This window comes from Massilia sp. TWR1-2-2, assembly GCF_049897565.1.
In the GTDB taxonomy this organism is placed as follows: domain Bacteria; phylum Pseudomonadota; class Gammaproteobacteria; order Burkholderiales; family Burkholderiaceae_D; genus JAFCUW01.
Map to the genome: position 1 here is coordinate 120,261 of NZ_JAFCWM010000010.1, position 19,965 is coordinate 140,225.

General features: G+C 64.1%; 12 protein-coding genes. 11 read left to right on the forward strand and 1 reads right to left on the reverse strand.

Translation table 11 applies throughout. From position 1 onward, the window contains the following. Positions 1-275: 275 nt before the first annotated feature. Entirely contained in the window at positions 276-3,347 is a 3,072-nt protein-coding gene (locus ACP7DD_RS11675) for a TonB-dependent receptor (protein ID WP_426174971.1), read from the reverse strand. A gap of 345 nt (positions 3,348-3,692) precedes the next feature. Between ACP7DD_RS11675 and ACP7DD_RS11680 the strand changes: the two genes are divergently transcribed. The 11 genes from ACP7DD_RS11680 to infB all read left to right on the forward strand — a co-directional run bounded on the left by ACP7DD_RS11680 (position 3,693) and on the right by infB (position 19,964). Next, positions 3,693-5,477, forward strand: coding sequence for an ABC transporter substrate-binding protein (locus ACP7DD_RS11680; protein WP_426174972.1), 1,785 nt, complete (start codon positions 3,693-3,695; stop codon positions 5,475-5,477). Between the two features lie 114 nt (positions 5,478-5,591). Beyond that, positions 5,592-6,530, forward strand: coding sequence for an ABC transporter permease (locus ACP7DD_RS11685; RefSeq protein ID WP_426174973.1), 939 nt, complete (start codon positions 5,592-5,594; stop codon positions 6,528-6,530). A 14-nt stretch (positions 6,531-6,544) separates the two neighbouring features. Continuing rightward, positions 6,545-7,633, forward strand: a complete 1,089-nt coding sequence (locus ACP7DD_RS11690; RefSeq protein ID WP_426174974.1) for an ABC transporter permease — start codon at positions 6,545-6,547, stop codon at positions 7,631-7,633. A gap of 10 nt (positions 7,634-7,643) precedes the next feature. Beyond that, a complete protein-coding gene (locus ACP7DD_RS11695; RefSeq protein WP_426174975.1) occupies positions 7,644-9,332 on the forward strand; it encodes an ABC transporter ATP-binding protein in 1,689 nt (562 codons plus the stop codon). Positions 9,333-9,398: 66 nt separating this feature from the next. Beyond that, complete coding sequence (locus ACP7DD_RS11700) at positions 9,399-10,325, forward strand: VTT domain-containing protein (RefSeq protein WP_426174976.1); 927 nt, start codon at positions 9,399-9,401, stop codon at positions 10,323-10,325. A gap of 137 nt (positions 10,326-10,462) precedes the next feature. Beyond that, on the forward strand, positions 10,463-11,500 hold the full coding sequence (locus ACP7DD_RS11705) for a glucokinase (RefSeq protein WP_426174977.1): 1,038 nt from the start codon (positions 10,463-10,465) through the stop codon (positions 11,498-11,500). Between the two features lie 364 nt (positions 11,501-11,864). Then, a complete protein-coding gene (scpB, locus tag ACP7DD_RS11710) occupies positions 11,865-12,647 on the forward strand; it encodes an SMC-Scp complex subunit ScpB (protein ID WP_426174978.1) in 783 nt (260 codons plus the stop codon). Further along, on the forward strand, positions 12,634-14,661 hold the full coding sequence (gene rluB, locus ACP7DD_RS11715) for a 23S rRNA pseudouridine(2605) synthase RluB (RefSeq protein ID WP_426174979.1): 2,028 nt from the start codon (positions 12,634-12,636) through the stop codon (positions 14,659-14,661). Before scpB ends, rluB begins: the two co-directional genes overlap by 14 nt. Positions 14,662-15,047: 386 nt before the next feature. Continuing rightward, on the forward strand, positions 15,048-15,536 hold the full coding sequence (gene rimP / locus ACP7DD_RS11720; protein ID WP_099787977.1) for a ribosome maturation factor RimP: 489 nt from the start codon (positions 15,048-15,050) through the stop codon (positions 15,534-15,536). Beyond that, positions 15,533-17,098, forward strand: coding sequence for a transcription termination factor NusA (gene nusA, locus ACP7DD_RS11725; RefSeq protein WP_426174980.1), 1,566 nt, complete (start codon positions 15,533-15,535; stop codon positions 17,096-17,098). The genes rimP and nusA overlap by 4 nt, the downstream gene beginning before the upstream one ends. A gap of 46 nt (positions 17,099-17,144) precedes the next feature. Further along, the gene (infB, locus tag ACP7DD_RS11730; RefSeq protein WP_426174981.1) at positions 17,145-19,964 is read left to right on the forward strand and encodes a translation initiation factor IF-2; all 2,820 of its coding nucleotides are present in this window, start codon (positions 17,145-17,147) and stop codon (positions 19,962-19,964) included. Position 19,965 lies beyond the last annotated feature (1 nt).

A 19,965-nucleotide genomic window follows, 5' to 3' on the forward strand; every position in this document is an offset into this window, starting at 1 on the left:
GAACTCGGCCTTTTGTCCGAATGTCAGCGCAATAAGCGGCGGCGGGCGCCGAAGATCGCCCCGAAGCAAACACCTTTATTACTGCTGGTTCTAGGAAGCACCACTCTTATGGTGTTTGCTTAAGAGACCTGACCCCAGATTTTTGTCGGATTGTCAGACCTGACCCCCGTGTTTCTAGCTGTTCTCTGCGCAAGCGGTGCGCCTGCGCCGGCTGACCAAGACGAAAAAAAACCCGCGGGCATCATGCCCGCGAGTTTTTTCATGGCGGCGCCGGCTTAGAACTTCAGGTTGTACTCGGCCGTCAGGCGCACCGAGCGCGGATCGCTGTAGCTTGCAACGCGGCCATAGCCGGCGTTGATGACGCCGGTGCCCGAGTTGTACGTCTCGTTGATCGCCTGCACCGTCTGACGGTCGGTGACGTTGAAGACGTCGACCTTGAAGGCGAAGCCGTTGAGCTGGACCGGCTTGTAGACCAGGTTCAGGTCGAGGCGCACGTCGGTCGGCAGCTTGCCCAGCGAGCCGCGCGGCACCGGCTTGCCGTCGCAGTAGAAGTAGTTCGACTGGTAGGCAGTGTCGGTCGGGTGGTTGCCGATGCAGCTGAGCGGACGGCCCGATGCGACCAGGAAGTTGCCGCCGACCATAACCTGTGGCGTGACTTCATAGAAACCATAGCCCTTGAGCTGATGGGTACGGTCGTTCGGCAGCAGGCCGTTGGCGTATTCCGACAGTTGCGGGCGATCCCACGTTGTCGTCGCGCCAGGATTGTTCTGGCCGTTGTCCGAGCGGCTCTGGCCTTCGGTGTTGCCCTTGCTGCGCGACCAGGTGTAGTTCACCTTGCCGTACCAGCCGCCGCGCAGTGGATGCTCGGCAAAGATGTCGACTGCGGCGTAGTTGCGTTCCGCCTTCGGCAGGCCCAGCATTTCCTTGGTGAACGTCACTTGCGTGTAGGTCTTGCGAGCCAGTAAAGGATCGGCGTCGAAAAAGTCGACCAGGAAGGTGTTGTCTTCGCCCGGGTTGATGAAGGTGCAGCCGCGCGCGCGCATCTTCGACGCGCTGAAGGTCGGGTTGACCGCCAGCCAGCGCTTCATGACGTCCGGATCGCAGTAGTCGTCGAGCGTCGACTGCAGCTTGCGGTAGGTGCCCTTGACGCCGAAGTTCAGCGCCGGCGAGAACGATTTTTCAAAGCCGAGCGTGATTTCATCCTGGAAGTTCGGCTTCAGGCCCTGCGCGGCCAGCACCTTCGCGTCCTTCGCTACGTTGTACTCGTTGTTGGCCGAGAACGGTGCGGCCAGCGCCACGACGCCCGTCGGCGCGCCGTTTGCATCGACACCGGTGTAAGTGAACGCCTGGGTGGTGTTGATCGAGCGGCTAGGCGCGCGCACCGAAATGCTGGTCGGCACTTGCAGGTAGTAGCGGCCGGCCGTGCCGAACACTTTCAGCGACGAGTCGCCGTTGACGTCCCACACGGCGCCCAGGCGCGGTGCGTACTGCTTCTTCATGTCGAGGAAGGCGTCGCCTTCGCTGTTGATGTTCTTGTACTGCTCGTCGCGCAGGCCCAGCGACAGCAGCAGGTTCGGCGTGATCTGCCAGCGGTCTTCGATGTACTGCGAGGTCTGTTCCGACGCGATCGTGGTGCCGCTGTTAAACACCACCTGGCTGGCCCAGTAGCCTTGCGCCGCCAGCGGGCCGTTACCGGTGTTGGCGATGGCGATCGGGGTCGGACCGGAGCCGACCAGCGGTGCTGCCACAGTCGGGTTCGACTGGCGCTGGAAGGTCCAACTGCTGCCGCCGGCGCGGAAGAAGCCGGCCACGGAATCGAGCTTGTTCTGGTCGCCGCCGACGCGGATCGTGTGGGTGCCGATCTTGTACTCGAGGTCGAGACGGAACGACTTGACCGTGTCTTCCGCGCCCTTCGGCAGGATGTTGCCGACGATCGGCTGGTTGTTGTTGTAGACCAGGCCAGGGGCGCGCGTGGCCGGGGTCGACGCCACTTGCGGGATCGCCGTCGCCGGGTTGTAGACGTCGTAGCCATCGTACGTGTTGGTGTGCGGCGACTTGAGCTGGCCGATGACGGTGGTCAGGGTCAGCGCGTCGGTCAGGTTGCCGGTGTACTTGAGCAAGGTCGTCGTCGAGCCGACGCCGGTGTTGTTGGCCGGATCGTTGCGATAGTGCTCGCCCGAATTGACGACGCTGCCGCGCGCGCGGGTGGCGTAGTCGTAACCGTAGTAGTAGGCGTCGCGCTTGGCGTCATCGTGGATGTAGGTCAGTTCCAGGCGGTGTGCGTCGGTCAGGTTCCAGTCGAACTTGGCCAGGCCGCGCAGGTTCTTGTCGGTCACTTCGCCCCAGCCCCATTTGCCCAGCGCCGCAGCCGTTTCCGCGCTGTTGCGCGCCACGCGGCTCTGCTCGATCTGGCTTTGTTCGAGCGCGACGAACATGAACAGCTTGTCCTGGATGATCGGGCCGCCGACGTAGGCGCCGACGCGCGTGTCCTGGCGCGTATTGTCTCCGCGGCGCTGGAAGATCGTGCCGTCGGTGGCGGTGTTGGTCGAGGCGCCGGTCTTGGCGTAATACATGTCCTTGTACGACGAGCGCAGCTTCTTCGGCGTGATGCTGGCCATCGCGCCCGTTTCCCACGTGTTGGTGCCGCTCTTGGTGGTGATGTTGACGACGCCGCCGATCGAACGGCCGAACTCGGCGCCGAAGCCGCCGGTCAGGATCTGCGCCTGGGCGATGGCGCCAAACGGCAGCTCGGAGGAACCGAGCCCGGTCAGCGCGTTGGTCACTGGAAAGCCGTTGATGTAGTACGAGTTTTCCGACGGGCCGCTGCCGCCGAAGCTGGAACCGAGATAGCGGTAATCCGGGCGCGTGGTGTTCGGCGCCAGCTGGATGATGGCGTCGAGCGTCGGCGCGATCGGCAGGCGCGCCAGTTCGCGCGCGGTGAAGGTGGCGCCGTTGTTGGCGCTGGACACGTCGATACGGGTGCGCTGGCCGGAAATCTGCACTTTCTGCACGGCGGCGGCGGAAAACGATGCCTCGGCGCCCTGGCCGATCGTCACTTCCACTTCGCTGGTGGCGACGACACTGGTCCCTTGCAGCAGTTCAACCTGGTAGCGGCCGGGCGGCAGCGCGGTGGCGGTGTAGCGACCGGTCGCGTCGGGCGTGACCTTGCGCAGCAAGTTGGTGTCGATGTTCTTGATGCTGATGGTCGCGCCGGCCGTATCGACCTTGCCGAAGATGGTACCGCTGGCGTTCGATTGCGCCATCGCCGGCTGCACGACGGCAGCGGTCAGGGCGGCGGTGGCAAATGCCAAGGATAACGCCTGTACCAACACGGATTTTTTGAACATGAACACTCCAGAGAAAGGGCGGAAGACGCGGGATACACGTCATTTTTAGTTGTGCAAGGCGGGGGCAGCGGGGACGGGATGGCGTCGACGGCGCCCTTGTGAATCTATCGAAAAATTGACGACAAGCATTTTCAGGGCTTTGCTATCTGACCATCGACTTACCGTTTAGTCAATATAGGGTGCTGCCATTACAACAGATTGAGCGCAAGTTTCTTTTGTTCAACCGCTGGCAGCTGATTTATGCTGCATAGCGTCCTGATCGCTGAGGAATTGCCGCCCAGCAGCGCAAATATGCGCTATCGTTACGCCTTTTTCGGACCCTGCCTGCGGCAAAGGAAGTAGTCGATGAAATCACCGGTGGTAAGTTGGTTGATGTGCCTTGGCGTGCTGTGCGGCAGCGCCGCGGCGGCGGCGGCGCCGGCGCTTGCCGCCGAGCCGGTCAAGACGCTGCGCTACATTATTCCCGCGGCCGAGACCGGCTTCGATCCGGCCGTCGCGCGCGACCTGTATTCGGGCCACGTGCTGCAGGCGGTGTTCGAAACGCTGTATACCTACGATTACCTGGCGCGCCCGGCGACGCTGGCGCCGCTCGCCGCCGCCGCGCTGCCGCAGGTGTCGGCCGACGGCAAGACCTACACGATCGAGCTCAAGCGCGGCATCCTGTTTACGCCGGACCCGGCGTTCAAGGGCCGCCGCCGCGAACTGACCGTCGCCGACTTCGTCTATTCGTGGAAGCGCCTGTTCGACCCGAAACTGGCGTCGCCGCATGCCTGGCTGTTCGAGGGCAAGGTCGTCGGCCTCGACAAGCTCATTGCCGACGCCAGGAAAACCGGGCGCCTCGACTACGACGCCAAGGTCGACGGCTTCGAAGTGGTCGATCCGTACACCTTGCGCATCCACCTGACCCAGACCGATTTCAACCTCGGCATGATTCTCGCGCACGAGCCGACGTCGGCGCTGGCGCGCGAAGTCGTCGCCGCCTACGGCGACGCGCGCGGCGACGTCTCGTCGAACCCGGTCGGTACCGGCCACTACAAGCTGGGCCAGTGGGTGCGCGGCAACCGCATCGTCCTCGAGCGCAATACCGATCACCTGCCGGAAACCTGGGACTTCAAGGGCAACGGCACGCCTGACGATCTGCGCATCATTGCGCAGATGAAGGGCAAGCAGATTCCGCAGATTGGCCGGGTCGAGATTTCGGTGATGGTCGAAGACCAGTCGCGCTGGCTGTCGTTCCAGAGCGGCGGCACCGACCTGTTCTGGCTGGATGGCCCGCTGGCGCCGAAAGCGCTGCTGGACGGCAAGCTGCGGCCGGAACTGGCGGCCAAGGGCGTGCAGCTGTCGCGCCTGATGGATCCGGAAGTGACCTATTACTACTGGAACATGAAGGACCCAGTCCTTGGCGGCATGTCGAACGAAAAAATCGCGCTGCGGCGCGCCATCGCGATCGCCCACAACATCGACGAAGAGATCGCCATTGTCTGGAACGGCCAGGCCGAGCGGGTCGATTATCCGATTCCCCCCGGCGTCGTGGGGCACGACCCCGCCTACAAGAGCCTGCTGCAATATGATCCGGCGCTGGCCAACCGCATGCTTGACCGGTTTGGCTACAAGAAAGGCAAGGACGGCTGGCGCACGCTACCGGACGGCAAGCCGCTGGTGATTCGTTACGTGTCGCGCAACGAGGCCAGCGGCGTGCTGCAGGCCGAGGTCTGGCGCAAGACCTATACGTCGCTGGGCATCCGCATGGAAAACGACCGCATGATCTTCAGCGACTTGCTCAAGGCCGAGCAGTTATGCAAGGTTCAGAGCCGCAACTACCAGTGGATGGCCGACTATCCGGACGGCGACAATTTTATGCAGCTGTACTACGGCCCCAACATCCACCAGAACAACGCCGGTTGTTTCGCCGATGCCGAATTCGACCGGATGTATGCGCGGACCCAGAAGATGCAGGCCGGCGCCGAGCGCGACGCGCTGTACCACAAGATGGCGCGCCGCATCGAAGTGACCGGCGCCTCGCGGATGGGCTACGCGCGCTACCGCAACATGCTGGCCCAGCCAAACGTGCTCGGCTACAAGAAGCACCCGATCATGAAGCAGGAGTGGCAGTACATCGACCTCAAGTAACGCCACCATTCCATCGGGGTCAGACCTAGGTCTGACCCCGATAAAAACAGGTGCTGCCGGGTTTTCGTCGAATTTAAACGGGGTCTGACCCCAAATTGTATTGGAGCACGTATCGTGTTTGCCTATATCCTGCGCCGCCTCTGGCAGATGCTGCCCACCATGGCCGGCGTGGTCGTGCTCGTCTTCGTGCTGTTTAACTGGGTCGGCGGCGACCCCGCGTATATTTTGGCGGGCAAGATGTCGAACGCGGAGGCGATCGCGAACATCCGCAAGCAACTCGGCGTCGATCAGCCGTACTACGTGCAGCTCGGTATCTTCGTCAAGCAGATCCTCACCTTTGACTTCGGCAATTCGTGGGCCACCGGCGAATCGGTCGCCAACATCATCACCACCCGGCTGGGGCCGTCACTGACGGTACTCATTCCGCTGACGATCCTGGAAACGTTTTTCGGCATCGCGCTGGCGCTGGCGATCGCCTTCGTGCGCGGCTCGCTGACCGACCGCGCGGTGATGATTGCCTGCACCGTCGGCATGTCGATTTCGATCCTGGTCTACATCATCGTGTTCCAGTACGGCTTCGCCTACAAGCTCGGGCTGTTCCCGGTGCAGGGCTGGGGCGAGAGCTTCGGCGAAAACCTGCTGCGCTATTCGTTGCTGCCGATCCTGATCGGCCTGGCCGTGTCGATCGCGCCGACCCTGCGCCTGTACCGCAGCTTCGTGCTCGACGAGGCCAACCAGGACTACGTGCGCACCGCGCGCGCCAAGGGTCTGGGCGAGCGCCGCATCATGTGGGTCCACGTGCTGCGCAACGCGTCGATTCCGATCATCACCCACGTCATGTCGAATCTGCCGGCGCTGCTGATCGGCGCCTTCCTGCTCGAGCGCTTCTTTGGCATTCCCGGCATCGGCCGCGAAGTGATCCTGGCCGTCGAGCGCAGCGACTTTCCGGTGATTAAGGCGATCACCGTCTACGTCGCCGCCGCCACGATGATCTTCAACCTGCTGACCGACCTGATGTACCAGGCGGTCGATCCGCGCGTTCAACTTTCCTGATGTCCCAACAACCCATGACCAATCAACCAACGTCGCCCGGCCTGTGGGCGCTTGCCTGGCGCCGGCTGCGCGGCGACAAGGTCGCCATGGTGTCGCTGGCGGTGGTGGCGGCATTCCTGGCGATGCTGGTGCTGTCGTCGACCGGCCTGATCGTGGCCGACTGGGAACGGGAAGTCGGCGTCAACTATGCGCCGCCGCACTTCGCCGGCGCTGCCGGCGGCCTGGCGCAAAAGTCGCCAGGCGCCCAGGAAGCAGCCGTGCCCGACAACCCGTTCGACCCGCTGGCCGCCGACATCAAGGCGATCCGCGCGCAGTCCGGTTCGGCTGCGCCCGACATGTACGGCGTCACCGATCCGCTCGCCGCCGAGATGGCCGAACTGCGCGCTGCCACGCCCGGCGCTGCCGGCGCCCAGGCCGCGCGCCGCGAAACGCTGCCGTTCGGCGCCGACAAGTGGGGCCACGACATCATCAAGAAAACCATCAAGGGTGCCGAGACGTCGATCGTCGTCGGCCTGGTGGCCGCCACCCTGGCTGTCGCGCTCGGCACAATGTTCGGCGCCGTGTCCGGCTACTACGGCGGCGTCGTCGACGATTTCTTCAACTGGTTCTACAGCATCTTCACGTCGATCCCGTCGATCCTGATGATCCTGACGGTCGCCGCGGTGCTGCAGCAAAAGGGCGTCGCCACGATCGTGCTGATCCTGGGCCTGACCGGCTGGACCGGGCCGTACCGCCTGATCCGCGCCGAGTACATGAAACACAAGGCGCGCGAATACGTGATGGCGGCCGACGCCATCGGCGCCTCGATCTGGCGCAAGATGTTCTCGCACATCTTCCCCAACGTCAGCCACGTCGCGCTGGTGCAGTTGTCGATCCTGGTGGTCGGCTTCATCAAGGCCGAAGTGATCCTGTCCTTCCTCGGCTTCGGCGTGCCGGTCGGCGTCGTGTCGTGGGGCAGCATGCTGAACGAGGCGCAAAACGAACTGATCCTCGGCAAGTGGTGGCAGCTGACCGCCGCCGCCGCCGCGATGGCGCTCTTGGTGACGGCGTTCTCGCTGTTTACCGATGCGCTGCGCGACGCGCTCGACCCGAAACTGAAATGAGGCGCGGCACATGACTAACGACACCAACATGCTGCTGCAAGTGCGCAATCTGCGCGTCTCGTTCCGGCTCGACAAGAAGACCAGCTTCGAGGCCGTCAAGGGCATCTCGTTCGACGTGCCGCGCAACGCCACCGTCGCGCTGGTGGGCGAATCGGGCAGCGGCAAGTCGGTCAGCTCGCTCGCGGTGATGGGCTTGCTGGCGCGCGAAAACAGCGTCGTCGACCCGGCCAGCAGCATCGTCTTCGACGGCCGCGACTTGCTCAAGATGTCGCCCGCCGAGCGGCGCAACATGTGCGGCAAGGACATCTCGATGATCTTCCAGGAGCCGATGTCGTCGCTGAACCCGGTGTTTACGGTGGGCTTTCAGATCGGTGAAGTGCTGCGCCTGCACATGGGCATGAACAAGCGGCAGGCGAGGGCGCGCACGCTGGCGCTGCTCGGCGAAGTCGGCATTCCCGAGCCCGAGCGCAAGATCGACGCCTATCCGAGCCAGATGTCGGGCGGCCAGCAGCAGCGCGTGATGATCGCCATGGCGATCGCCTGCGAGCCGAAGCTGCTCATCGCCGACGAGCCGACCACCGCGCTCGACGTCACGATCCAGAAGCAGATCATGGGCCTCATCGCCGACCTGCAAAAAAAACGCCAGATGTCGGTGCTGTTCATCACCCACGACCTCGGCCTGGTGGGCGAAATCGCCGACCGCGTCATCGTCATGCGCCACGGCGTGGTGCGCGAAGATGGTCCGGTGCGCCAGATCTTCGAGCTCCCGGCCGACGACTACACGAAAGCGCTGTTGCATTGCCGCCCGAACCTCGACGAGCGGCCGATGCGCCTGCCGGTCATCGACGACTACATCGCCGGCGGCGCCGCCGTGGCGGACCAGCCGCAGCGTGCGCGCGGCAGCGAGCCTGGCGACGTGCCGCTGCTGGTGGTCGACAAGCTGGCGAAAAGTTTCTTCACGCGCGAAGGCTTGTTCGGCAAGCGCGAGTTCAAGGCCGTCAAGGACGTCTCGTTCACCTTGGCGCGCGGCAAGACGCTCGGCGTGGTGGGCGAATCGGGCTCCGGCAAGACCACCGTCGGCTTGACGTTGCTGCGGCTGCACCAGGCCACCGCCGGCACTGCCATGTTCGAAGGGCGCGACCTGATCTCGATGGCGGCGCGCGACTACATGCCGTACAAGCGGCGCATCCAGATCATTTTCCAGAACCCGTACGCGTCGCTCAATCCGCGCTTTACCGTCGGCCAGATCCTGCTCGAGCCGATGCGGATCCACAAGATTGGCGCAAACGACAGCGAGCGCATCGCGATGGCGCAGGCGCTGCTGGAAAAAGTCGGCTTGCCGGCGCAGGCGTTCCACCGCTACCCGCACGAGTTTTCCGGCGGCCAGCGCCAGCGTATCGCGATCGCGCGCTGCCTGACGATGAAGCCGGAGATTTTGGTGTGCGACGAATCGGTGTCGGCGCTTGACGTGTCGGTGCAGGCACAGGTGCTGAACCTGCTGCAGGATCTGCAAGATGAGCTCGGCATGAGCTACATCTTCATCTCGCACGACCTGTCGGTGGTCAAGTACATGGCCGACCAGGTGATGGTGATGCACCAGGGCAGCGTGGTCGAGCTCGCCGACTCCGACGAGCTGTACCGCAACCCGCAGCACCCGTACACGAAGACCTTGCTCAGTGCGATCCCGCGCGGCATCTGAGTTTCAAAACTGGGGTCTGACGTCGGCTTTAGAACGCCGCTTTGAAGATTCCGTTACCATGGTGTGATGTCCCAACTTGTCCTCCTGATCCAGCAATACGGCGTGCTGATCGTATTCGCCGTCGTGCTCGTCGAGCAGATCGGCCTGCCGATTCCGGCGATGCCGCTGCTGATCGTGGCCGGCGCGCTCGCGGCCGGCGGCGAGATCAGCTGGGCCGCCTGCCTTGCCGCCAGCCTGGCCGCCTGCATGCTCAGCGACTTCTTCTGGTTCCGCGCCGGACGCTTCTACGGCAAGCGCGTGCTGCGGCTGCTGTGCAAGATATCGTTGTCGCCCGATGTCTGCGTCAGCCAGACCGAAGACAAGTTCCGCCTCTACGGCGTCAAGTCGTTGATCGTCGCCAAGTTCATCCCCGGATTTAATGCGGTCGGCCCGCCGCTGGCCGGTGCGATGGGCACCAGCGCGCCGCGCTTCCTGGCGTTCAGCTTTACCGGCAGCCTGTTGTGGAGCAGCGTCGGCGTCGGCGCCGGCATGTTGTTCCACAACAGCGTCGACCGGCTGCTGGCGTCACTCGAGACAATGGGCGGCGCCGCCTTGTCGACGCTGGCCGGCCTGCTCGTGCTGTTAGTGCTGTACAAGTATGTCGAACGGCGCCGCTTCCTGCGCCTGCAGCCGGTCGAGCGCATCGAGTTGCAGGAATTGCACGCCTTGCTCGATGGCGGCCACGCGCCGGTGATCATCGACGCCCGCAGCCTGACCGCGCAACAGCTCGAGGCGGCAATCCCCGGCGCGCTGAACTACCTTGACTGCACAACCGGCGAACTGATGACCGCACTCGACAAGGACAGCCACATCGTCGTCTATTGCAGCTGCCCCAACGATGTCACGGCCACCCAGGTCGCCCGGCAATTCCTTGCCAACAGCTTTCACCGGGCCCGGGCGCTGCACGGCGGGCTCGACGCCTGGAACGCGCACCATAAGGCGACCGGAACGTAACTTGACTACGGATTTTTGGCTGTCGCCTGAGAGAGTTCAGCGCTGCTCCTTTGCAAAGTTGTACCTTAAGTACAAAGATTGCTTGCATCTGCGGCAATAAGTCCTTAAGCTTGGTGGTCACTTTTTCCTTTTCGACCATGACCGTTCAGCTTCAGGCCGCGCCGCCGCCATCCGTTACCCCCATTTCCTATGCCGACGGCCCGCGCCTGCTGGCCGATATCGGCGGCACCAACGCCCGCTTCGCGCTGGAAACGGGCGCCGGCAGCATCGAGCGCATCGCCGTGTTGCCGTGCGGCGGCTACCCGACCCTGGCCGCGGCACTGCGCGCCTACCTGCAGTTGCCGGAGCTGGCCGGCGCCGGGCAGATCCGCCACGCCGCGATCGCCATCGCCAACCCGGTCGACGCCGACCTGGTGCGCATGACGAACCACCATTGGGAGTTTTCGATCGCCGGCCTGCAGCAGGAATGCGGTTTCGACACGCTGCTCGTCGTCAACGACTTCAGTGCACTGGCCTGCGCCTTGCCGCACCTTCGCGCGCAGCAGAAGCGCCAGGTCGGCGGCGGCGTGGCCCGCCCGCATGCCGCGCTCGGTTTGCTCGGCGCCGGCACCGGGCTCGGCGTTTCCGGGCTGATTCCGGCCGGCGACGGCTGGAGCGCGCTGCGCAGCGAAGGCGGCCACGTGACGTTTTCGCCCGCCAGCGACGCCGAAGTGGCGATCCTGCGCTTCGCCTGGACCGAGTTCGACCACGTGTCGGCGGAGCGGCTGCTGTCGGGTGTCGGCATCGAACTGATCTACCGGGCGCTGGCCCACCACGGCGGCCAGCCCGACGACCGGCTCGGCGTGGCCGAGATCGTGCGGCGCGCGCTGGCCGGCGAATGCGCGCTGTGCGACCGGGTCATCGAGGCATTTTGCGGCATGCTCGGCACGGTTGCCGGCAACCTCGCCATCACGCTCGGCGCGCAGGGCGGCATCTATATAGGCGGCGGCATCGTGCCGCGCCTGGGCGAGCGCTTCGCGCGCTCGTCGTTTCGCGCCCGCTTCGAGCAGAAGGGGCGCTTCGTCAACTACCTGGCACAAGTGCCGACCTTCGTCATCACTGCCGAGTACCCGGCTTTCCTCGGCGTATCGGCAATTCTCGCCGACAAGCTTGCAACAACCCCCAGCGCGTGCTAGCGCGCCGATTGTCACATCTGCCGTTTTATCAGGTACAATGGCGGCAGTTTTGAAGAGACGATGTCGATCGTTGATGCGGCGCGCTCCCTGAGCCTGGTCTCCCGGCGCCTCGCATGACGAAGCGTTTCGCTTGAAAATCAACGGCTTGCGACCCGCCAGGTGTGCGGAAAGCCGTGTGGCCGAGTACGGATCTCGCCACCAGTACCATCCTGCCAGCCGCATTCCGGCCCCGGCAACGGATTCCAGTTTCAACGAATTTTCTTTACCAATCGGCCTCATTCGATGACGGTCCCGCGGTTCGTTGAGTGGTTTTTGTTTGATATTTTCTTTCCATGGCATTGCAAGGTCCGCTGACGACATCGTTATGAATACTGATGAGGCTAAAAAAGTCCTCGAAACCGCCTTGCTGTGCGCCCGCGAGCCGCTGTCGATCCACGGCATGAAAAAGCTGTTCGTCGATGTCGACGACAACGGCCGCCCGATGGCCGCCGGTGTCGGCGCCGACACCATCAAGCTGATGCTCGAAGAATTGCGCCGCGACTGGGACCAGCGCGGCATCGAGGTCGTCAGCCTGGCGACCGGCTGGCGCTTCCAGAGCCGGCCGGAAATGAAGCAGTACCTCGATCGCCTGAGCCCGGAAAAGCCGCCGAAGTATTCGCGCGCCACTCTCGAGACGCTGGCGATCATCGCGTACCGCCAGCCGGTCACGCGCGGCGACATCGAGGAGATTCGCGGCGTGGCCGTCAACTCGCAGACGATCAAGATGTTGGAAGACCGCGGCTGGGTCGACGTGCTGGGTTACCGCGAAGTGATCGGCCGCCCGGCGTTGCTGGGCACCACCAGGCAGTTCCTCGACGACCTTGGCCTGGCGACACTGTCGCAATTGCCGCCGTTGCAGGAAGTGGCCGCCATGCGCGGCAGCGGCCTCGAGATGGAGGCGCTGGAAGCGGCCTTGCAGGAAAATTTTGACAAAGCGGCGGCCCCGGTGGCCGCCACCGACGGCGCAGGCGGCAGTGACGATACGCCCGGCCTTGACACTTCACCGCTGGAAATTCCGGTTGAAGTCCGAACACACGACCGCGCGCCAGAGAATCCGGTTGACGCTGCGACTGGTCAACAACCAAGAACGAACGATGAATCCAACTAAACCAACAGAGACAGTTGCCGCCGACATGGCCGGCAAGCACGAGGCCGTAGCGGCCAAGCCGAAGCGCCGCACCAAGGCCCAGATCGAGGCCGATACCGCGGCAGGCATTGCGCCGCCGCGCGCCCGCAAGGCCGCCGCGCCGAAAGCGGCGCCCGCCGACGGCGACGCGTCGGCGACGGCGCAGCCGGCCGCGGCCGCGGCGGACATGCCCGTCGTTGCCCGCAAGCCGCGCAACGTCAAGGTGCAGGTTGCCAAGCCAGAAGTATCCGCCGCAGCCATCACCGAGTCGGCCGAGCGCGGCGACAGCGCCGATGCAATGCGCCAGGAGCGTGGCCCGCGTCCGCCGCGCGGCCCGCGCCAGATGCGCGCCGAGCGCCAGATGCGCGAACCGCGCCTCGCGCCTGCGCCAGCTGACAACAGTGCCGAGGCGATCGCTACCGCCGAGCCGGTCGAAGGCGCCGAAGCGCGCCCGCCGCGCGGCCCGCGCCCGGAGCGCATTTCCGACGGCAAGATCCGTCAAAAAAAGAACAAGAAGGGCAATCCCGGCCTGCAGCACCATAAAAAATCGAGCTCGTACGATGCCGATGCGGCGTTTTCGTACGTCACTTCCGATGCCTACGACGCCAACGACGGCGGCCGTGTGCAGCCGTCCAAACCTGCCAAGCGCGACCTGACGAGCGACGATGACGCGCCGAAACTGCACAAGGTGCTGGCCGAAGCGGGCCTGGGTTCCCGCCGCGACATGGAAGACATGATCGTCGCCGGCCGCGTGTCGGTCAACGGCGAGCCGGCCCACATCGGCCAGCGCATCCTGCCGTCGGACGCGGTGCGCATCAACGGCAAGCTGGTCCACCGCAAGGTGAGCACCAAGCCGCCGCGCGTGCTGGTGTACCACAAGCCGGCCGGCGAAATCGTCAGCCATGACGATCCGGAAGGCCGGCCATCGGTGTTCGACCGCCTGCCGACCATGAAGGCCGGCAAGTGGCTGGCCGTTGGCCGCCTCGACTTCAACACCGAAGGCTTGCTGATCTTTACGACTTCGGGTGACCTGGCCAACCGGCTGATGCACCCGCGCTACAACATCGACCGTGAATACGCCGTGCGCACACTGGGCGAACTGGAAGAAGGCATGCGCCAGAAGCTGCTGGCCGGCGTCGAGCTCGACGACGGCGTGGCGTCCTTCACCAAGATTGCCGATGGCGGCGGCGAAGGCATCAACAAGTGGTACCGCGTGGTCATCGGCGAAGGCCGCAACCGCGAAGTGCGCCGCATGTTCGAAGCGATCGGCCTGACCGTGTCGCGCCTGATCCGTACCCGCTACGGCGCGATGACCCTGCCAAGCGGCCTGAAACGCGGCCGCTGGGAAGAGCTGGAAGAAAACGACGTGCGCGCGCTGTTGACCGCGTTCGGCGTCGAGAAAAAAGGCGACAAGGGTGAGCGCGCCGCGCCCGAGGCGCGCAGTTCCGGCGCCAAGGGCCGCGGCCCGGCCAGCCCGCGCGTGCTCGACGAAGACATGCGCAACGACGGCAACCGCATCGACCGTGTCGACGCCAACCGCAATGCCGATCCTTTCGGTCCGCCGAACGGCCGTGGCCGCGGTGGCCGTCCGGGCGGGCGTCCACAGGCAGCACCGGTCGGCGCCGGATTCGGCGGCATGCCGGGCGGCCATCCGACCGCCGGCGGCGGCCAGGGCCGCCCGCAGGGGCAGGGACAGGGCCGGCCGCAAGGCCAGGGCCGTCCCGAAGGCGGCGGCCAGGGTGGCCGGCCGCAGGGCCAGGGCCGTCCTGAAGGTGGTGGCCAGGGTGGCCGGCCGCAGGGGCCGGGGCGTCCGGGCGGGCGTCCCGGCCAGTCGGCAGGTGGCGGTGGCGCTGGCGGACCGAAAGGCGCGCGCCAGCCGGATCCGCTGCAGACGACCTTCGGGTTCGGCAACGCCGGTTCGGCACGCCGTCCGCAGGGCCCGCAAGGTCCGCGCGGCGCCGACCACGGCCTGCCGCGCCGCGGCCGCCGCGGTTAAAAGCTTCGTTAGCCGCAAAACCGTCATGCCCGCCATTGGCGGACCTGACTTCCCGCGAAGGCGGCAATCCCTGCCGAGGGTGAGCTTGGGTTTAACTCAGCAATCCGGCTCGGTAGGGGGTCGCGCCTGCGCGGGAGCGATGTCGGGAAGGCGCGGGCCTGGTTTGGGCGAGTGTTGTTTGAATGTTCATTTGAACCGCGAGCGATTGCGGGGCGAAGTGAAAAGCGTTATAATCTATAGCTGAATAAAAGTTCTTCGCCGCTCAGCGTCAGTCTGATGCAAGTGCTTTCATCTGGCAGGAATATAAGAAGATGGGCAGATGCCCATTTTTTTTTTGGTAAATCGTATTAGCGGTCCGTGCGCGGACCTGGGATCTGGAGAGCCGATTGCAGCAGTTTGATTTAATCGCCAAGACAGTAGCTGGCCTGGGCTACGACCTCGTGGATGTGGAGCGGGGCGAGCGCGGGATTTTGCGCGTGTACATCGACTTCACTGCAGAGGACGCGGCTGAAAAAGGCCTGATCACGGTCGAGGATTGCGCCACCGTCAGCCATCAGCTGTCGCACGTGTTGACGGTCGAGAACGTCGCTTACGAGCGCCTCGAGATTTCGTCGCCTGGGCTCGATCGCCCGGTGCGCACGATGGCCGACTTCGAGCGCTTCGCCGGCGAGGAGTGCACCGTCAAGCTGCGCACCGCGTTTGCCGGCAGTGCCAACCGCAAGACCTACACCGGGGTTCTGCAGGCGCCGCAAGGCGACAAAATCGGTTTGGAATTTGAAAGTAAGGATGGTCCGGCGCTGTTGGAGTTTACGCTCGCCGACTTGGATAAGGCACGCTTGGTGCCGCAGGTGGATTTTAAGAAGGGCAAAGCATGAGTCGCGAAGTATTGTTGTTGGTAGATGCGCTGGCGCGCGAGAAAAACGTCGATAAGGATGTCGTCTTCGGCGCGCTCGAATTCGCCCTGGCCCAGGCCACGAAGAAACGCTATGAAGGCGAAGTCGACATTCGCGTCTCCATCGACCGCGAGTCGGGCGAGTTCGAGTCCTTCCGTCGCTGGCACGTCGTGCAGGACGACGCCGGCCTGCAGCTGCCGGACCAGGAAATCCTTCACTTCGAGGCGGTCGAACAGATCCCCGACATCGAAGTCGACGAATACATCGAAGAGCCGATCGAGTCGGTCGAGTTCGGCCGCCGCTTCGCCCAGGACACCAAGCAAGTGGTCTTGCAGCGCGTGCGTGACGCCGAGCGCGAACAGATCCTGGTCGACTTCCTCGAGCGCGGCGACGCCCTCGTGACCGGCACCATCAAGCGCATGGAACGCGGCGACGCGATCGTCGAATCGGGCAAGATCGAAGCGCGCCTGCCGCGCGACCAGATGATCCCGAAAGAGAACCTGCGCATTGGCGACCGCGTCCGCGCCTTCATCCTGCGCATCGACCGCAACATGCGCGGCCCGCAAGTGATCCTGTCGCGCACCGCGCCTGACTTCATCATGAAACTGTTCGAACTCGAAGTGCCTGAGATCGAGCAGGGCCTGCTGGAAATCAAATCGGCTGCCCGCGATGCCGGCGTGCGCGCCAAGATCGCCGTCTACACCGCCGACAAGCGGATCGACCCGATCGGCACCTGCGTCGGCATGCGCGGTTCGCGCGTGCAGGCCGTCACCGGCGAGCTCGGCGGCGAACGCGTCGACATCGTATTGTGGTCGGACGATCCGGCCCAATTCGTCATCGGCGCGCTGGCTCCGGCCAACGTGTCGTCGATCATGGTCGATGAAGAAAAGCACGCGATGGATGTCGTCGTCGATGAAGAGAACCTGGCCATCGCGATCGGCCGCTCGGGCCAGAACGTGCGCCTGGCAGCCGAATTGACGGGCTGGAAGATCAACATCATGACGGCCGAGGAATCGGAAAACAAATCGGCGCAGGAAACTGCGGCGGTGCGCGCGCTGTTCATGGAAAAGCTCGACGTCGACCAGGAAGTGGCCGACATCCTGGTGGAAGAGGGCTTTGCCTCGCTGGAAGAAATCGCCTACGTGCCGATCTCGGAAATGCTCGACATCGAATCGTTCGACGAAGACACCGTCAACGAGCTGCGCACTCGTGCCCGTGATGCGCTGGTGACCGAAGCGATCGCGTCGGAAGAAGGCCTCGAAGGCATGGAAGAGCAGCTGGTCAACCTGGAAGGCATGGACCGCACCACGGCCGGCAAGCTGGGCCTGGCAGGCATCAAGAACCTGGACGCCTTTGCTGCCCTTGCGTACGACGAATTCGGCGCCATCCTGGCGTTGCCGTCCGAGCGCGCGCGTGACCTGATCACAAATGAATTTAATGATGTGACCGACGATGAGATGAAGCTGGTCGACTCAAAATACGATGACCGCGCGAAGGCATTGCAGGCGAAAGCCTGGAGCCTGGCAGAAGTGGCCAAGGCTTAATTTGAGTATCTTTATCATCTCCGCGACACATAGAAAAGAGGACTGAATGGCGAGTAACAATGTAGCCCAATTTGCCACCGAACTGAAGATGCCTGCAGATTTGCTGCTGACGCAGCTGCGTTCTGCCGGCGTCGAAAAAAGTTCGACGTCAGATCCATTGTCGAAAGATGATAAGGATAAGTTGTTGTCCCACCTGCGCCGTACCCACGGCGCCGCGGGCGACACCGAAAAGAAGAAGATCACGCTGACGCGCAAAGAAACCACCGAGATCAAACAGGCTGACGCTTCGGGCAAGTCACGCACGATCCAGGTAGCTGTCAAGAAAGTGCGCACCTTCGTGCAGCGCGACGAGCCGGTCGCGCCGCCAGTAGTCGAGGCCGCCCCTGTGGCGCCGGTCATCGATGCCGCCGAAGTGGCGCGCCGCGAAGACGACGCGCGCCGCCAGGCCGAGCTGATCGCGCGCCAGGAAGCTGACCTGCGCGAAAAGCAGGATCGCCTCGCCAAGCTCGACGCTGAAAAAGAAGCCCAGGCCAAGCAGGCCGAGACCGACGCCAAGAAAGAAGCGGCCGAGGAAGCCAAGCGCAACGTCGCGCAAGCTGCGAGCGCCGGCGTTGCCGCCGACGACGAAGCGAAGAAAGCTGCCGCCGCCGAAGCGAAGGCCAAGGCCGCCGTTGCCGCCAAGGAAGCTGCCGACCGCGCCGAGGCGAACGACAAGGCACGCAAGGCCGTCGCCGACGAAGTTGCCCAGATCAAGGCGATGATGAATGCGCCGCGCCGCGCGATCAAGGCGCCCGAGCCAGTCGCGCCGCCGGTCGCCGCGCTGAAGCCGAAGGTTCCAGAAGGCACGCTGCACAAGCCGGCCGACAAGAAGCCAGGCGAGAAAGCTGCCGACAAGAAGCCGGTCACCGCCGACAAGAAGTCGATCAAGTCGGCCAATGTGTCGTCGACCTGGTCGGACGACGCCAAGAAACGCGGCGCGCCAGGCTCGATCAAGCCACGCGGCAACGTCGGTACCGGCGGACGCGATGGCTGGCGCGGTGGCGCCAAGGGCCGCCGTCCTTCGCACAACGAAGACCGCGAAACCAATTTCCAGGCGCCGACCGAAGCGGTCATCAAGGACGTTCACGTCCCTGAAACCATCACGGTCGCCGAACTGGCGCACAAGATGTCCGTCAAGGCATCCGAAGTGATCAAGCAGTTGATGAAGCTGGGCCAGATGTGCACCATCAACCAGGTGCTCGACCAGGAAACGGCGATGATTCTCGTCGAGGAAATGGGCCACAAGGCATTTGCCGCGGCCGAGGACGATCCGGAAGCGCTGCTGGCCGACCAGGGCGAGCACACCCACTTCGAGTCGGTTGCGCGCGCACCGGTTGTCACCGTCATGGGTCACGTCGACCACGGCAAGACGTCGCTGCTCGACTACATCCGCCGCGCCAAGGTTGCATCTGGCGAAGCGGGCGGCATTACCCAGCACATCGGCGCTTACCACGTCGAAACGCCGCGCGGCATGATCACCTTCCTCGACACGCCAGGCCACGAAGCATTTACGGCCATGCGTGCGCGCGGTGCGAAAGCAACCGACATCGTCATCCTGGTGGTGGCGGCGGACGACGGCGTCATGCCGCAGACGAAGGAAGCGATCGCCCACGCGAAAGCTGCCGGCGTGCCGCTGGTGGTGGCGATCAACAAGATCGACAAGCCGGGCGGCAACCTTGACCGCGTGACGCAGGAACTGGTCGCCGAGCAAGTGCTGCCGGAAGAATACGGTGGCGAGTCGCCATTCGTGCCGGTGTCGGCCAAGACCGGCCAGGGGATAGACGAACTGCTCGAGCAAGTGCTGCTGCAGGCCGAAGTGCTCGAACTGAAGGCGCCGATCGATGCGCCGGCGCGCGGCCTGGTGGTCGAAGGTCGTCTCGACAAGGGCAAGGGCCCGGTCGCGACCATCCTCGTCCAGTCCGGTACCTTGCGCCGCGGCGACGTGATTCTGGCTGGCTCGTCGTTCGGCCGCGTTCGCGCGATGCTCGACGAAAACGGCAAGCCGATCACCGAAGCCGGTCCATCGATTCCGGTCGAGATCCAGGGCCTGACCGAGGTGCCGGTTGCCGGCGAAGAAGTGATGGTCATGGCCGACGAGCGCAAGGCGCGTGAAATTGGTCTGTTCCGTCAAGGTAAGTTCCGCGACGTCAAGCTGGCAAAGCAGCAGGCGGCCAAGCTGGAGAACATGTTCGACAACATGGGCGAAGGCGAAGTCAAGAACCTGCCGGTCATCGTCAAGACCGACGTGCAAGGTTCGCAGGAAGCGCTCGTCAGCTCGCTGCAGAAGCTGTCGACCAACGAAGTGCGCGTCCAGGTCGTCCACGCCGCGGTCGGTGGCATCACCGAGTCGGACGTCAACCTGGCAGTGGCCTCGAAAGCGGTCATCATCGGCTTTAACACCCGGGCCGATGCCCAGGCGCGCAAGCTGGCCGAGTCGAACGGCGTGGACATTCGCTACTACAACATCATCTACGATGCGATCGATGAAGTCCGTGCCGCTCTGTCGGGCATGCTCGCTCCTGAAAAGCGCGAGACCATCATCGGCCAGGTCGAGATTCGCCAGGTCATCCTGGTGTCGAAGGTCGGCGCCGTTGCCGGTTGCCTGGTCACCGATGGCGTGGTCAAGCGGACCTCGTCGGTACGCCTGCTGCGCAACAACATCGTGCTGTGGACCGGCGAGATCGATTCGCTCAAGCGCTTCAAGGACGATGCCAAGGATGTACGTGCCGGCCTCGAGTGCGGCCTGTCGCTGAAGAACTACAACGACATCCAGGTTGGCGACACCCTGGAAGTGTTCGAAGTTCAGGAAATCGCCCGGACGCTGTAAT

Excerpts from the sequence above, each read along its gene's own strand:
- ACP7DD_RS11695 (WP_426174975.1), top strand. The coding sequence starts at position 7,644 with ATGACTAACGACACCAACATGCTGCTGCAAGTGCGCAATCTGCGCGTC.
- ACP7DD_RS11705 (WP_426174977.1), top strand. The coding sequence starts at position 10,463 with ATGACCGTTCAGCTTCAGGCCGCGCCGCCGCCATCCGTTACCCCCATT.
- ACP7DD_RS11700 (WP_426174976.1), top strand. The coding sequence starts at position 9,399 with ATGTCCCAACTTGTCCTCCTGATCCAGCAATACGGCGTGCTGATCGTA.
- scpB (WP_426174978.1), top strand. The coding sequence starts at position 11,865 with ATGAATACTGATGAGGCTAAAAAAGTCCTCGAAACCGCCTTGCTGTGC.
- ACP7DD_RS11680 (WP_426174972.1), top strand. The coding sequence starts at position 3,693 with ATGAAATCACCGGTGGTAAGTTGGTTGATGTGCCTTGGCGTGCTGTGC.
- rluB (WP_426174979.1), top strand. The coding sequence starts at position 12,634 with ATGAATCCAACTAAACCAACAGAGACAGTTGCCGCCGACATGGCCGGC.
- ACP7DD_RS11690 (WP_426174974.1), top strand. The coding sequence starts at position 6,545 with ATGACCAATCAACCAACGTCGCCCGGCCTGTGGGCGCTTGCCTGGCGC.
- ACP7DD_RS11675 (WP_426174971.1), bottom strand. The coding sequence starts at position 3,347 with ATGTTCAAAAAATCCGTGTTGGTACAGGCGTTATCCTTGGCATTTGCC.
- infB (WP_426174981.1), top strand. The coding sequence starts at position 17,145 with ATGGCGAGTAACAATGTAGCCCAATTTGCCACCGAACTGAAGATGCCT.
- nusA (WP_426174980.1), top strand. The coding sequence starts at position 15,533 with ATGAGTCGCGAAGTATTGTTGTTGGTAGATGCGCTGGCGCGCGAGAAA.